At 47.2% G+C, this 15074-nt stretch carries 8 protein-coding genes; all 8 read right to left on the bottom strand.

Annotation, left to right across the window (positions count from 1 at the left end; translation table 11 throughout):
- Positions 1-9: 9 nt before the first annotated feature.
- Positions 10-1215, bottom strand: coding sequence for a CehA/McbA family metallohydrolase (locus tag EPX21_RS13285; protein ID WP_134090182.1), 1206 nt, complete (start codon positions 1213-1215; stop codon positions 10-12).
- 44 nt (positions 1216-1259) lie between these two features.
- Positions 1260-2807 carry a RagB/SusD family nutrient uptake outer membrane protein gene (locus EPX21_RS13280; protein WP_134090181.1) on the bottom strand — a complete coding sequence of 516 codons (1548 nt, stop codon included), beginning with the start codon at positions 2805-2807 and terminating at the stop codon, positions 1260-1262.
- 38 nt (positions 2808-2845) lie between these two features.
- Positions 2846-6097: a SusC/RagA family TonB-linked outer membrane protein gene (locus tag EPX21_RS13275; protein ID WP_166670762.1), complete on the bottom strand. Its 3252-nt coding sequence runs from the start codon at positions 6095-6097 to the stop codon at positions 2846-2848.
- Positions 6098-6284: 187 nt separating this feature from the next.
- Positions 6285-7244, bottom strand: a complete 960-nt coding sequence (locus EPX21_RS13270; protein ID WP_134090179.1) for a FecR family protein — start codon at positions 7242-7244, stop codon at positions 6285-6287.
- Between the two features lie 171 nt (positions 7245-7415).
- Positions 7416-8030 (bottom strand): RNA polymerase sigma factor, encoded by a 615-nt coding sequence (locus EPX21_RS13265; protein ID WP_166670761.1) that lies wholly within the window; start codon positions 8028-8030, stop codon positions 7416-7418.
- A gap of 266 nt (positions 8031-8296) precedes the next feature.
- A complete protein-coding gene (locus tag EPX21_RS13260) occupies positions 8297-10075 on the bottom strand; it encodes a metallophosphoesterase (protein ID WP_134090177.1) in 1779 nt (592 codons plus the stop codon).
- Positions 10076-10086: 11 nt separating this feature from the next.
- Positions 10087-11637 (bottom strand): RagB/SusD family nutrient uptake outer membrane protein, encoded by a 1551-nt coding sequence (locus tag EPX21_RS13255; protein ID WP_134090176.1) that lies wholly within the window; start codon positions 11635-11637, stop codon positions 10087-10089.
- Positions 11638-11659: 22 nt separating this feature from the next.
- Complete coding sequence (locus tag EPX21_RS13250) at positions 11660-15004, bottom strand: TonB-dependent receptor (RefSeq protein ID WP_134090175.1); 3345 nt, start codon at positions 15002-15004, stop codon at positions 11660-11662.
- Positions 15005-15074 lie beyond the last annotated feature (70 nt).

Below are 15074 nucleotides of genomic sequence, written 5' to 3'. Positions count from 1 at the left end.
GTTTTATAGTTAAAAGTTCGGATCGAAGTTAAAGTAAATCGGATTGGAGAGCCCAACCATGTTACCACTCATTTCCGTTGATTTGGGTACCTCCGGGTAAGGGGTAGACGGACCTTCCACGGTTACACGATAATAGGTCCTACCACTTGTAGCGGGCATATCTGTAAATTCCACCATTGGGTTATCACCTTTCATTTTGAAAGTTTGGAATTCGCTTCCGTTCTTGATCACTTTGACGGTATAGGGTTCCGTCGGCACTGTCTTGCCCGTCAGCTGGACACGAAACGCGACTACTTCTCCGGTCGATCGGATATTGTCCCCCATCATCATGTCCATCGTACCATCTCTGTCGAGATCGGCATAAAACTCAACACGTGGAGCATAAGGGTTTTGACTGACTGAGACCCGCCCATCGGTAAGGGCATCAACAACAGCTTGGGGTGTTCTCGACTTCGCATATACCCAGGTCGTGGGCGTTCCGACATAATTATATTGGGCTTGTTTACTGTTCGGCGTTTCCTGCTCCGTTCCTGTAGGCACGCCATGATGGGTATCGCTACCGCCCCTACCGGTCAGCTTGCGACCAGAAGAAAGCATGTCGTCCCAAATCAGGATTGAATTGGCGTTTTTCGGCCATACTACAGAATTCCAAACTTCCATGGATTCGACGATATCATAGGAGTACCCGAAATGATCCTTTGGTCCGGCGGGATGATTGGCCGACAGGTGAATACCAAGTCCTTTCTTTACAGCTCCTATCACTACATCGCGCTGATCACGGACATCGTATAATCGTTGATGGTCATATGGAATTGCCGAAATTGAATTGCCATGCCCACGAACGGTTGTCCATTCTGCGCCATAGAGCAATATGACGGAGTCCGATTTAAATTCCGGATCTACCCATGTATTGTTTGCCACGTCGCCCAGCACGTGGTTGTCGTGGTCGGTAATGGCCAGGTAGTCGATACCTACAGTCTTAGAAAAATGGAGGATCTTTGCTATGGGATTATTGCTGGATTCCTTGCTGTGCCGGGAATGCACATGTAAATCACCTTTTAACCATACGCCACTATCGAGCGAAGCAATCGGAGGAATCACACTGATTTCGGCAGGCTCCCAGGGATTACTGTGCTTTGATGACTGTCCTAAGGCTGCAGTCCAGCAGCAAAGCACTATTGCCGCGCTGACGATGCTACCGAATTTTATCTTCATTTGATTATGTTTGATGCTCTTTTCCATATTGTTTGTCTTGTCGCCTAATAACCTGGATTTTGTACTAATTCGGCGTTCTTGTCAATTTCCGTTTGTGGAATAGGGAAGAGGCGATAAGCTGGATCAGTGTTTTTTCTGAGCGTACTGAAGCTCATGAATTCATCTTCGTACTTGCCGAAACGGATCAGGTCGTTGCGCCGCCAAGCTTCGTAGCAAAGCTCCCGACCGCGTTCATCGAGCAGGCTATTCAGGTCGACCGATGCCCAAGGGGTACAGCCCGCTCTTTCGCGAACACGATTGACAAGGCTAACCGGTGTATCGCCATTTGTTGGCCCTGCACCACGTAGGATCGCTTCGGCTTTCATTAATAACACATCTGCATAGCGGAACACAGGCAAGTCGTTACTATGGCTGGTGGTGGGCTGGGATTTGCTAACCGTGAACTTGTTGCTACGATAACCTTTATAGAAATCCGCATCGGTGTCGCCCACATCGAAGGTTGCTTCGTTGACAAAAGTAATCTCCTTGGGGTGGTACAACAAATTACCTTGAAATTGCAATGGCGTAACGCCATCCTCTCTATACAACTGTTCCTTCATAAAGGTCTGCTCGCGCACATCATTCGGATCTTCGGTAAACAGGTCGTAATAGGCCGGATTAACTCGCAAGCAACTGCTTGCTCCGAATTGATAGCCTCCCAAAGCCTGAAGGGTATAACGACCTAGAAAAAAACGCGAAGGGGTAAAGCCTGTGAGGTTATTTTCATCGTATGGAACCGCAAAGATAAACTCCTTGATTGCTGGTCCGTTGTCGTAGTGGAACATACTCAAATAATCTCCGTGCAGCGCCACGGTATTATCCGCTTCGAAGGCCATCACCTTATCGCACATCTGTAGTGCCTCGTTCCACCTCGGTGTACCCGTGTACACTTGGGCATTGAGATATAACTTGGCCAGTAAGGTATAAGCGGTCGCCTGATTAGGACGGCCATAGGTGTTAATATCATTTCCGGCATTTAATAAGGGTGCGCATTCCAATACTTCACGCTCTACAAAGTCGAACAGTTCTTGGCGACTATTGCGGATTTTTATTGCGTCACCGAACTTCGTAACAAGGGGCGCGCCGCCGTAAATGTCCATTAGATAGAAATAACACAAGGCGCGCATCACGCGCAGCTCTGCTATAGAGGTCTCTTTCCCCTCTGATTCGTCCGCTACTGCCAACAACTCGTACACACTGTTGCAGGTATTAATTGTGTTGTAAAGCCACGCCCATTGACCACCGGGTCGACCTCCTGTGAGCGGAGTCCATGAGTGGAGTGCGCATTGCATATACATACCACCATCATACCAGTTTCCGCCGTTGGCCGGCAGTATAGCTGCATCACTTGAAATTTCACTCGTTAACCACCATGAACCACCATAGTTGGATGCAAAAGCGGTATAAATTGCGCCCGAAGCGGCCTTAAGCTGCTCTTCGGTTTTCGGGAAATTGTCGGGCGTGATATCCGACAGCACATCTACGTCCAAATCGCTACAGCCTATCATCAGCATGCCGACGAGCGCTATAGATGAAAACAATCTTTTTATCATGAATCAAATCTTTTAATTGTTTAACTTTTTATAACACATTAGAAACCAAACTTCGCTCCAAACTGGAAAGCCCTCGGTAAGGGGTAAAAATTGTTGTTATCGACCCCCGGATCGATGCCTCCCATATTCACCTCAGGATCGATACCGCGGTATTTAGTAATCACAAAAGCGTTATTGACGTTTGCATAGACCGAAATGTTCTTCACACTGGCCTCCGGCTTAAATCTGAATGTATAAGCCAGCGAAGCGTTTTGCAATCTGAGGTGATCCGCTTTCTCAATATAACGATCTGACATAAATTGCGAGCGGGTATCGCCAAACGGTTGTCCAGACTCAAGAACATATTTGGGTTGATTGAAGTGGGTAGCACGCGATACGTAGGTAAGCTCGGCCAAGGTCGCATTGAGCACCTTGCGTCCTAATACACCGGTAAACATTAAATCGAGCGACCAGTTTTTATAGTTTAAGGTATGATTCCAGCCGAAAGTCAGTTTGGGTTGTGTATTGCCCAAAAAATGATAATCGGTAACGTCCGTAGGAGTAGCCGTGATATTACCGTCTTTATCATAAAAGAGGGAATGACCTATGGCAGTACTCCCTTCTTCGTACTCGAAACCTGCAAACCGATGGGTGAAGAGCGTACCCAAAGCATAACCTTCCCGAATGATCAGCGAGGAACCACCGGACTGACCGGCGCCTGCCGGGCCACGGCGAATGTCATTATCCAGCGCAAACTTATCATTTGACAGCGACACTACCTTATTGCGGTTATGGGATAGATTGAGGCTCGTGCTCCATTGGAAATTCTTTATTGACACCGGTGTTGCATTGAGCGACAACTCCACTCCGTCGTTTCGGATTTTGCCCACATTGGCCGTCATGCTGCTGTATAGATACTCGGTAAGTGGAACGGAATAGTCCCAAATCAGGTCGCTGGTAAGTTTATTGTAATACTCCATGCCGACGGTTAGCCGCGAATTGAAAAAGGCCATGTCCAATCCCACATTAACCATCGAAGTCTTTTCCCATTTCAGGTCGGGATTCTCATTTTGAACGGGGACAATGCCCGTCTGAAAGCTGCCCGCATCGAAGTACTTTCCGGAAGCGCCGTAGCGCAGACGCGAAATCATTGGGTCGAAGCCCAAACTATTACCACTGATACCCCAACCCACCTTCAGCTTGAGATCGTCGAAAACCGATTGGTCTTTCATAAAAGGCTCCGAGATAATGCGCCAGGCACCCGAAGCAGAAGGGAAGAAACCCCATTGATTGTCGGTACCAAAGGCCGATGAACCATCACGCCGGAGTGAAGCCTGCAAAATGTAACGCTGGTCGAAATTATAATTCGCCCGACCATAGAACGAGATCATTCGAAGCGTCTTGATGGCATAGTTGCCATAGTCGACTAAGTAGCCGGCGGGGGGAGCACCAAGATTCATATTGTAATATCCCGTCGCGTCGCTCACAAAGTTTACGTTGGTAGTCTGAAAACCATCACCCGTATTATCCTCTTGCCAAGAATAACCCGCCATTGCACCGATACCGTGGCGATTGATCTGCGTATTGTACGAAAAGTAGTTCTCAAACACCAGGCTATTCATAGTAGAGGTGTTACGCGTAGCCTCTCCGTTCCGAGTGTACTCCGGCAAATAATCCTTCATCGCGTAGGAACCATAATTGTTACGTGAAGTCTGATAGCTCAGATATAGATTATAGTCCAGTCCTTTGATAATAGAAGCCTTTGCACGAAGATTTCCAAATAGCTTTTCATCTCTGCTGTCGATATTGACCTGATCTATCATGGCCATGGGATTAAAATCACGGCGAGAGGGGTCTTGCATATACACCCCGTTCTCATCGGTGGCATTTACCGTAGGGACAAAAGTGAGCATACTCTTCAGAAAGGCCCCCTGATTATATATAGGGTCGCTATCGGCTATGGAGCCGCTCAGCGTAAATCCCAAAGAGACGCGCTCTTTCAAGATCGACTGATCAACACTGACGCGGCCATTGATTCGCTCCATACCACTAGTCTTGATCAATCCTTTCTGCGAGAGGTAGTTCAAACTGGCATCGTACTTCGTGCTGCCCGAGTTACCTCCCAAATTGAGGTATTGGTTATGCGAAAGCGCTGTTTGCATTACTTCTTTCTGCCAGTCGGTATTCACACCCTGATCCCAACCATCAACGATCTCGGCACCGGCGTCTTGCATATACCTGCGGTACTCATTCGCATTCATCATCTCATAGCGTTTGGCCACCGTCTCTATGTTCACCCAACTGTCCACATTGACGTATTTACCTTCACTTTTTGTCCCTTGACGAGTTGTTATGAGTATTACCCCGTTTGCCGCCTTTGAGCCATAAATGGCTGCGGCCGACGCATCTTTCAGGATATCGATAGTGAGAATGTCATTAGGCGCAGGCAATATGGCTCCCTGTTGCATTGGAACACCATCCACCACATACAGTACATCCATACCTCCGGTACGAAGCGTTGATGTACCACGGATGGTAATGGATGGTGACCCGCTGGGGTTACCGTCCCTCGTTATTACGACGCCTGCCGCGCGGCCTTGCAATAGCTGGCCGATCGAGGTTACAGGCCCTTTATTGATCTTATCTGCTGAGAGCGAGGCAATGGAACCCGAGATTTCTTTGCTGGAGGCGCTGCCGTATCCAACAACGACTACTTCGTCCAATGCTTTCGCTTCCTCTACCAGTTCGAAATACAAGGATGTGGTTTTACCCGCTTCTACATGAACATTTTCTGTCTGTTGACTAAGATAGGAGAGGTAGCTGACTTCTACCGTATAGCTAGCCGGCTGTACATTGATGGAGAAATTACCGTTGCCGTCTGTACTGACCATGCGGTCGATTTCCACGATACGTACGCTGACACCGGGAAGCGGAATGCCATCTGCATCGGTAACCCGTCCGCTGATACGGCTCGGTTGCTGCGTACGTGCCTTAGTCACGGCGATAATATTTTTGTTTTGCGTGACTTTCAAGTTAAAGCTGTTGGAGATAGTTACCAGCAACTCATATAGGCTGGCCTTTTCCGCATCTGAGAATCCATCGGCAGGTATTTCCCCAACGGCTTTGTCATAATAGAAACGAAAACCTGACTGTTGTTCCAGTTTCTGAAAGAGGTGACCAAGGTTGTCGCTATCATCGAGCGCCAGCATCACGTTGATCTTGCGGAGATCCTGCGACATCGCATCCGATGCCAAAATGACGCCCGTGGCTGTACAGGATATAACCACAAGCAGAAACAGTAATCGCGACATAGCACAAATTATTTTTATTGCATTTTTATTTATAGAATTGTTCATTGTTTTAATTATTCATTCCGTAAAACGAAGCTTCCGCCCTATTTTATTCTCATGTGAAATAGATGTAAATAGTTTTTATGTACTTCTACAATTGCATCATATACCTCCTTTCTTTAAAAAATAGTAATGGTCGCAAACGGGCTTATTTGCAAATCGTCACGCGGCTGCCGCGTATTTCTACCCGGAAGTCTCCTGCAAGCGAAAGCATCTTAAGCACTCGTTGCAGGGGTTCATCCTTTATTGATAGCGACAATTGCTTATTAGCAATGGAGGGGGATGTTATTTCAATGCTTACTCCATACCACCTCTCGAGTTGTTCGGCTATCTCCTCCAAGGGCTCATTCCTGAAAATAAGCACCCCGTTTTTCCAGCTCAAGGCTACCGATAAATCGGCCATTTGCTTGATGCCTGTCTTATCTGCTGAATGATAAATCACTTGCTCGCCTTTTTCGAGCATCCATTCCTGCCCATCTTGTGCGGGGTTTACTGATACCTTACCTGTGGCGACGGTGACTGTTTGCATCGTTTCATCGCCGTAACTTTTCACATTGAACGAGGTTCCTAATACTTTGATGTCCAACCCATTTGCGTGTACCCAAAACGGTTTGTTTTTATCGGGCTTTACCTCAAAAAAAGCTTGTCCTTCAAGAAATAATTCGCGTTTTCCATGCTGAAAATCTTTTGGATACCGAATGCTACTGGCATTGCCGAGCCATACGCGCGAACCGTCTGCCAATGTCAATAGCTTACGTTGTCCGCCGATTGTGCTATGCGTGGCGTAAATCACTTCCGGTGCCACCGCTGGTTCGCCAGGTTTATGGGGCGAAGCCAACCACCATGTAAGGAAGCACAGCAGTACCGCTGCCGCACTTGACGTCCAGATCAATCTGCTTGTTCGGGACCGAGCAGCTACCGGAGGTGTGATTGCCTTTCGGAGGTCAGCCATGGAGCGTCCTTGCCATTCGTCAACGGTCTGTTCATCCATTTCATCATCTATCTTTAACTGGTCAAGCCACCGTGCCACCAATGCCTCTTCGTCGGGTGATGCCGTTCCTTCCATCACCTTTTGATATAATTCCCTTAGTTTGTTATCGTCTTTCATTACTTATTTCCTTCGCTCGCCAAGGTAGCTACCAGCTACTCCAGGCGCTGTTCACTTTATTGTGATTATGCGCTAGGTCCCTGAAACTATTATAGTAAAGCACCAAAAGCCAAAACATACTAGTGTTTGGGTAATAAGTTTATATGAATAATGATTAATGATTTGTTAACACTAACCCGATATGATCCACCAAAGTAGGGCTATGCTCGGTGTGGAAAGGTTTTGCGCTTCGAGGGATTTTCGAAGGCGTTTTGTAGCAGCATGGAGGTGGTTGCGCACCGTATTGGGAGAAAGGCTCAGGCGATCGGCTATTTCGTTGATGGTAAAATGCTGTTCGCGGTTAAGCCGGAAAACTTCCTGCATCCTATCCGGCATTTGCGCAACGGTAAGGGCAATGGCGTCCATGATGGTTTCAAACTGGCTCTCAACAAGCTGATCTATTGATTCATTTTGTTGGATCACGGGTTGTTCGCAGGCCATCAATATGCTGAAATTTTCCAAATGGCGTTGGCGAAATCCCTGTGTTCGGAAATAGGTGATCAATTTATACCACAACCTCTTTTTAAGCCAAGGGAACGATAATTGGTGTAAAGGAAAGACATCCCGTTTATTCCAGAGCTCCAAAAACAACTCCTGCAGCAGATCATAAGCCTCATCTCGATCACCCAATTTCTTACAGGCGAGGCGGAACAGCATCGGCCAGAACGTTTCATGTAACTGCTCAAAAAGTTGTTCGTCAGAAGTAAGTGCATCGATTTGTATACTCCCTTGCTTTGCTGTCTTCATGCCAGCAAAGTATAGCATTGTATATTTACTAAAAGCGAAACTAAAAAGAATAAATTATTAAAAGCGATGGTGTGTTTGTGGACTGGACGTTGACATTTTTGTTTGAAGATAGCCCATATTCAGGACAAGAATAAAGGGAGTGTATCCTACATTTGCTTGCAACAAACATAGGATACACCCCTTCGTTGTTTTAATGTTGATCTACTTGGTATCGCGTACTTGTTTATTCACCAAGGTGCTTTTAGCTCTGCTAATAATGCCTTCGATCATGAAGCTTTTAATAGATCAATATAATATTGTTTAATAGCAAAAGGCAAGTTGACAATCTCAGCCAAGTCAGCTTCAAAAGGGATACTGTGGCCATCGGCGAAGCGTATGACTTTGGCTGTCGGATCAAACACGGCCGCTTGCGCTTTGCCGGATCCGTCGTAATCCCCCGGAATGGGCAGATCCCCTTTTTTACCTAGTTTAATAACCTCTTCGGCTCCGTATACTAACCACTCACCGCTGCTGGGGCGCCATACAGCGATGTCCACCTTGCCATCACCATTGTAGTCGGCCGGAACGGGTACATCACCCTTTTCGCCGAAAGGCACATTTCCGAGTGTAGCGATGTACCAAGTTTTGTTAGACAATCGCCAAACTGCAATTTCAGCCGCACCGTCGCCGTCATAATCGGCAGGCACAGGCACGGAAGCCGCCCAGCCATGTTTAATGGGCTCTTTTCCCACCATCCGCCATTCGGCGGTTTCCGGATTCCAAACAGCTAAATCGGTAATGCCGTCGCCATCGTAGTCGGCCGGTACCGGAGTGTCGCCCACCTCGCCCAGCGGAACGGCGCGCCAGTCGGCTATATAAAAGGAAGCTTTGGACGGTCTGTAAACGGCAGGACTGCTTTTTCCGTAGCTGGTATAGGGCGCTGGCACGGGGATGTCTCCCTTATTGCCGAGCGATGCCTTGATGTCTTTCAGGTCATACCAGTTACCGTCCTTAAAACGGTAGAGGTCTGTCTTGCCATCTAAGTCGAAGTCGAAGATTCTGCTAGCTGATGCTTCGCGGAAGAGGGGTAGCGTAAAAAAGCTATCTTCGTCTTTTTCTTCCAATCGATGGTAAGGCGATAACGTGCGCACACGCAATTGATCCTTTTCTAAATCAAAGCTAAGCAAACGCATGATGCCGTTGCCGCCCATAGGCCTACTCTGGTAATCAGAAAGCATGGTCTTGATGGTATGCCCGGCGTAGCTATCTTGTCGATATCCCTCGCCATTATCACCTACGTGACCACAAAGCATCAGGAATACATTCGGCTGTGTTTTAATGCGATCGTACAAACGTTGTCCTTGCTTTCCAAAGGATGCTTGACCTGCTACATTACTTCCCGCTACCGGATTATAACCTAGAATGTAATGACTTACGATGATGGCTTTCCGGTCTTTATATTGCTGAAGTAAGCCGACGGCCCAGTCGTTCATCGCATCTTGCTGTTCGTCAAACGCATCAAATTCAAGGTAGATAACAATCAAATCCAATCCACCTGCCGAAATCAAATCATAGTGGCTGTCGTTATCTTGGCCAAAATGTCCGCCATAATATGCTCGTCCTTTAAAATGGTCAATACCGAAATATTGGTTATAGTACTGGGTAGCACCGCTAACGGCGAACTGGCTAGGGAGTTGGTCGTGATTGCCTACGGCCAGTCCGTAAGGTATGCCATGAGGTAAGCCCGGCAACGGCTTTTCTAGCGGATAGATCGCTTTCGCCGCATTAGCCCATTGTTCGGGTTTGCGGTCGCCTTTGTCGGTAATGTCACCTAAATGGGCAACATATACAATGTTCTCCTCTTCCCGATTAGCTTGTATCCAGTCGATCATCGCCGTAAACAGCTCGTTATTGCCGCCTTGGCTTTCTTCCGTGTTGTACTGTGTATCGGGGATAACGGCAATGGAGAATGTCTTCTTCGCTTTGTCGTTTCTTTTTTGTGCTTGTGCGCCGAAAGGAAATAGAAGCGCAATAAAACAAGTGACTTTTAAGAGTTTATTATACATGTTATTTAATGTTAATAACCAGGATTTTGAATTAATTCGGGATTGACCCCCACCTCGGCAAAAGGCAGTGGATACAGCAACTTATTCTCATCCACTTGATAAGCCGAAGGCACTAAGTAGTTATGTGTTTTCTTCAATCCGGCACCATAGGCATTCATTGTTTCAAGCGCTTTACCGGCACGGAGTAGGTCGAACCAGCGATGGTTTTCAAAGGCCAGTTCTACACGGCGTTCGTGGAGAATCAGGTCACGCGCTTCTTGCTGTGAACTAGCGGTCAAGGGCGCAGCCTGTTGCAGTGCTCGGCTTCGCACACGGTTGAGATGTACCATGGCCTCTTGTGTTTTGCCTTGTTCATTCTGTGCTTCGGCCAACAGCAAAAGAGCATCCGCAAAGCGGTACACAGGCCAATTATCATCGGTATTGTTTTTGTCGTTATGAGGATTGAGGTATTTTTTGATAAAGGGAACGCCGGTTTTTCCTTCCGGAGCTTGGTAGTTTACCACGCTCTTTTGCGCTGTTAGGGTGAAATAGTAGCTTCCATCATACGTTCCTTCGGCAATGCCAATAGAAGCCTCTAAACGGGCATCTCCAGGTTCATAAGCTTGGATGATATCTTGTGTTGGGATGTTCCAACCTCCGCCGCCGTCTGTGGCTGTGTTTTGCGTAGCCACCCCATACGTAATGAGCGCAGTGTTGTAGCATTTGGGTAGAAAAATGTAGATGAAGTTACTCTGCATGCCTGTTTCCAGACCTTGCATAAATTGAACTTCAAAGATAGATTCCCGGCTGTTTTTATTCGCAGTAGAAAAGACGTCTGCATAATTGGGCAGTAAGGCGTAGCCCATCGTTTCTAAGCTTAGCAAGAGGCGCTCTGCTTGTGCGTATTCTTTTCGTGTTGCATACACGTCGGCCAGTAGCATGGTGGCTGCTCCTTTGCTGGCATAGCCTGATTGAGGAAAGTTATTGGGCACAGGTAAGAGCGAAATGGCCTCCGTGGCATCGGCAATGACCTGGGCATACACCTCTTCGGCCGAGGCGCGTGGTAGAAAAGCATCGGTTTCATTTCTTACCTCGGTAAGGTATAGGGGTACCCCGCCGAAATAGCGCACAAGCTTAAAGTAATAAAAAGCGCGGAGGAATAAAGCCTGCCCCTTGAAGTTGTTCTTCGTCTCGTCGCTGAGATCTGCCTCGTCAATCCGGGCCAGCACAATATTCACTCGCGAGATGCCTTTATAGCTATCATAGTAAATGTGGCTGGAGTAGTTATTGGAGGCATCGTTGGTGAAATTGGCAATATCGGCGCGCATGGTAACCGCCGTGCCCTGAATAGCCGGGTTATGCTCGTAATGCGTGTTATCAGACCGCATTTCGCCAGTATAATAATCGGCGCCCACGGTACGAAGCGGATTGTAAGCGGCGTTGATAGCCTGTGTAAAGTCGGCCTCCGTTTTAAAGAAGTTGGCCTCAGAGACTTGGTCTTTTGGCGAAAGTTCCAAGGCATTCTTACATCCTTGCAGGAGAAAAGTAAGCAGGATGAATAGGATCGGAATATATCTTTTCATATTTTCTGTTTTTATGTTGCGTTTATTGGAATAAGACATTTAAGCCGAAGGAGACAGTACGAGGAACGGGATAGGCGTTCTCGTCAATGCCAATGCTGGCACCATCCAGTCCGTTCAAGCTGATTTCGGGATTCATACCGGAATAGTTTGTTATGAAAAATACGTTCTGTATGGACGTATAAACCCTTATTTGTTTAATAGGACCAAGGCGCTTAACAGGATATCGGTAGCCGAGCGTGATATTCTTCATGGCTAGATATGAACCATCTTCCACCCATTGTGAATTGACTTGTCGACCGATACCTGTCGAACCCGTCTTGGTACGCGGAAATTTGCCCGATCCTGGATCTTCAGGCGAACGCCAACGATCGGCTGCTTCTGCCAATAGGTTACGCGCGCCATCCATATTGGTAAGGTAGGCCCACTTGGCCGGGAGAATAATATCGCCTCCCACTGCACCGGCCATTGAAATGCCTAGATCGAATTGTTTGTAGGTGAAGTTGTTGGTGAATCCAAAGAGGAAGTTGGGATTGGGATCACCGATAAAAGTGCGATCGTTTTCATTGATGATGCCATCATCATTCATGTCGCGCATTTTAATAGTGCCTACATCGGAGTTCGCTTCTTTGGCTGAATTAGCAAGGTCTTCGGCGTCTTTATAAAGGCCTTCGAAGATGTAACCGTAGAACATGCCAAGTGGGTACCCTTCCTGGTTGCGATAATAGTCGGCACTTGTTGTGTTATTTCTGCGGAAATAACCCGGACTTACAAGTGATTCGATACGGTTTCGGTTAAAGGATATATTGAAGGCGGTGTTCCAGCTGAGCTTTCCAAAATCCAACTGACCACCTAAGGTCACTTCGTGGCCCCAGAATTTAATCTCGCCGACATTGGAAGTGATGTTGCTGTAGCCCGAACCTTGCGGTATTGGGCGCGCTTGAATGAGACCGTCCGACAACTTGTGATAGTAATCGTAAGTAAAGAAAAGCTTATCATCAAAGAAAGAGGCATCCACGCCGAGATCGAATTGCTTGCTGCGTTCCCAAGCAAGATTGGTATTGCCTAAGGTGGTGATGGTGGTGCCCGGTGCAAGTCCTCCGTTAACCACATAGTTGGAAGTACCTAACTGGGCAATGTGAGTATAATTTCCAATGTTATTATTACCTGTAATACCGTAGCTACTGCGCAGCTTGAGCAGGCTAAGCGTTCCGCTCCAAGCTTGCATAAAGGTTTCATCGCTCAAGATCCAACCAAGGGAAAAAGAAGGGAAGGACCCATATTTTTGATCGCGACCGAAACGGCTCGAACCGTCGCGGCGCATAGACGCACTTAATAGATAGCGATTTTTGAAGCTGTAATTGACGCGACCTAAATAGGAAACCAAACCGTAGTCGGTTGCGTTACTGGAGCCTCCGGTAATGTTGGCCGCAACGTTCAGGTAAGGCACCTCGTCGCTTGCAAAATTTCTTCCCGTAACCGTATTGCTTTTTTGTTCGAATGATTGATATGAATAGCCGGCCAATACGTCGATTGAATGTGCTTTCCAACGCTTATTGTAATTGAGGTTGGCTTCGGCCGTATAGCTGTAGTTCGTTACTGAACTGCTGGTGCCGGTAGAGATGTCGTCTCCATTAATCAGTGCAGGCGAAAAGAACTGCCGCATTTCGTCGCCTTTATCTACACCTAACAAACCTTTTAAGCTGAGCCCATCCCAGATCTGATAGTTAAGGTGTGCATTACCCAAAATGCGTGTGGTAGTGTAGTCGTCTATCACTTCAGAATAGCGGGCCAAAGGGTTGATATAGCTTACCATACCGGGCGAATGGGCGTGTTTAACAAGATTGCCGTTTTCATCATAGGGGCTGATCAGCGGGCTGGCTTCAGAGGTCTTCTGTACAATCCCCTGGATACCATCTTCCAAACGATTATTATGGTCTAATCGGTAGCTGGGAGCTAGATTAAATCCGACTTTCAACTTATCGTCAAAGAGGTTATAGTCTTGGTTGATGCGAATCGAATAAAGTTGGGTTCCGCTATTGATGACCACCCCTTGTTGGTTTTGGTAACCTGCAATAACAGAGGAGGTCGAATGCTTCCCTGCGCTGGTGAAACTCACATCGTACTGTTGTATAGGCGCCGTACGCGTAAGCAGGTCAAACCAATCGGTGCCTTCGCCATACTGTTCCGGATTTTGATAAACCTCCGGAATTTCACCTGTATAGCCTTCATAGCGAATCATATCCTGATACCGCTCGTTCATGAAAGTTGCATATTGGCGGGCATTCATCATAACCGGTACGCCACGGCTCGGAATGGTTTGTATACCGTAATTACTGTTAAGCTCCACCTTCGTTTGGTCGCCCGGTTTTGCGTGTTTGGTAGTGATGAGAATGACACCATTGGAAGCTCTTGATCCGTATAAAGCGGTAGCCGAGGCATCTTTCAAAACGGTAAAGGATTCAATTTCTGCGGGATTGATGTTGTTGATACTTCCGGTGATGGGCATGCCGTCTATAACGAAAAGGGGCGAATTACCCGAAGATAAAGAAGCTGCGTTGCGAATACGCCACGACATTCCGCGGCCCGGCTGTCCCGAAGTTTGGTAAATCTGAACGCCGGCTAATTTTCCCTGTAGTTGCTGTGCAAATTGATTGACGGGCATGTCTTGCAGGTTCTCGGTGCTGAGCTCTTGCAAAGCTCCTGTAATTTCGCGCCGGCGCTGCGTACCGTAACTAACTACCACCTCTTGCAACTGGCCCGTACCTCGAAGGCTTACCTGTAATTGCGTTTCCTTGTTCTCTAAGATGTTTACGCCTCTTTGCTCATAAGGTTCATAGCCAATGTAACTCACGCGCAAGGTGTAGGTGCCGGGACTGGCTTGCAGCGTAAAGCTGCCGTCTTCTTTGGTCATGGTTCCGGCGTTAGTACCCACTAAGCTCACGCTTGCGCCGATAAGGGGGTTACCTTCGGTATCTTTAACGACACCAACAAGCCTGCCAGGCTGTTGCTTTCGGTTGATATAGATATTACCCTTGTTTACTTCAGGTACCACGGCGGCATTTTCGGCTAAATGTGCTAACAGTTCATCCAAGGAAGTACGCTGATTAGGGAGACTAACGAGAGCTCGACCGTTGATTTGGGTGGGACTGTATATAAGATTGAAATCCGATTGCGCCTGGATCGTTTGCAGCACTTCCTCTAAGGAAAGTTTTTTTGATTTAAAATGGATAATTGTGCTGCTCGTTTGTTGCGCCTCGCTTTTATGTGCTAACAGGGTGCCAGCCATTGATAGCAAGGTAAGGAGAGTAATGCATGATAACTTCATAAATGAAATGAAATAAATGACCAGTATTCGTGTTTTTGGCATATCTTTATTTGTTTTTGATTTGTTTTTGGAAGAACGATTGAAAATGGATTGACCGAAACTGCTGTCAACA

The sequence above is a fragment of the Olivibacter sp. XZL3 genome (assembly GCF_004368405.1).
In the GTDB taxonomy this organism is placed as follows: Bacteria; Bacteroidota; Bacteroidia; order Sphingobacteriales; family Sphingobacteriaceae; genus Olivibacter.
This window is presented reverse-complemented; position numbering and strand designations above follow the sequence as displayed.

What these genes read in the sequence shown, in the direction of transcription:
- EPX21_RS13285 (WP_134090182.1), bottom strand. Translation starts at nt 1,215, where the DNA reads ATGAAGATAAAATTCGGTAGCATCGTCAGCGCGGCAATAGTGCTTTGC.
- EPX21_RS13280 (WP_134090181.1), bottom strand. Translation starts at nt 2,807, where the DNA reads ATGATAAAAAGATTGTTTTCATCTATAGCGCTCGTCGGCATGCTGATG.
- EPX21_RS13275 (WP_166670762.1), bottom strand. Translation starts at nt 6,097, where the DNA reads ATGTCGCGATTACTGTTTCTGCTTGTGGTTATATCCTGTACAGCCACG.
- EPX21_RS13270 (WP_134090179.1), bottom strand. Translation starts at nt 7,244, where the DNA reads ATGAAAGACGATAACAAACTAAGGGAATTATATCAAAAGGTGATGGAA.
- EPX21_RS13265 (WP_166670761.1), bottom strand. Translation starts at nt 8,030, where the DNA reads ATGAAGACAGCAAAGCAAGGGAGTATACAAATCGATGCACTTACTTCT.
- EPX21_RS13260 (WP_134090177.1), bottom strand. Translation starts at nt 10,075, where the DNA reads ATGTATAATAAACTCTTAAAAGTCACTTGTTTTATTGCGCTTCTATTT.
- EPX21_RS13255 (WP_134090176.1), bottom strand. Translation starts at nt 11,637, where the DNA reads ATGAAAAGATATATTCCGATCCTATTCATCCTGCTTACTTTTCTCCTG.
- EPX21_RS13250 (WP_134090175.1), bottom strand. Translation starts at nt 15,004, where the DNA reads ATGCCAAAAACACGAATACTGGTCATTTATTTCATTTCATTTATGAAG.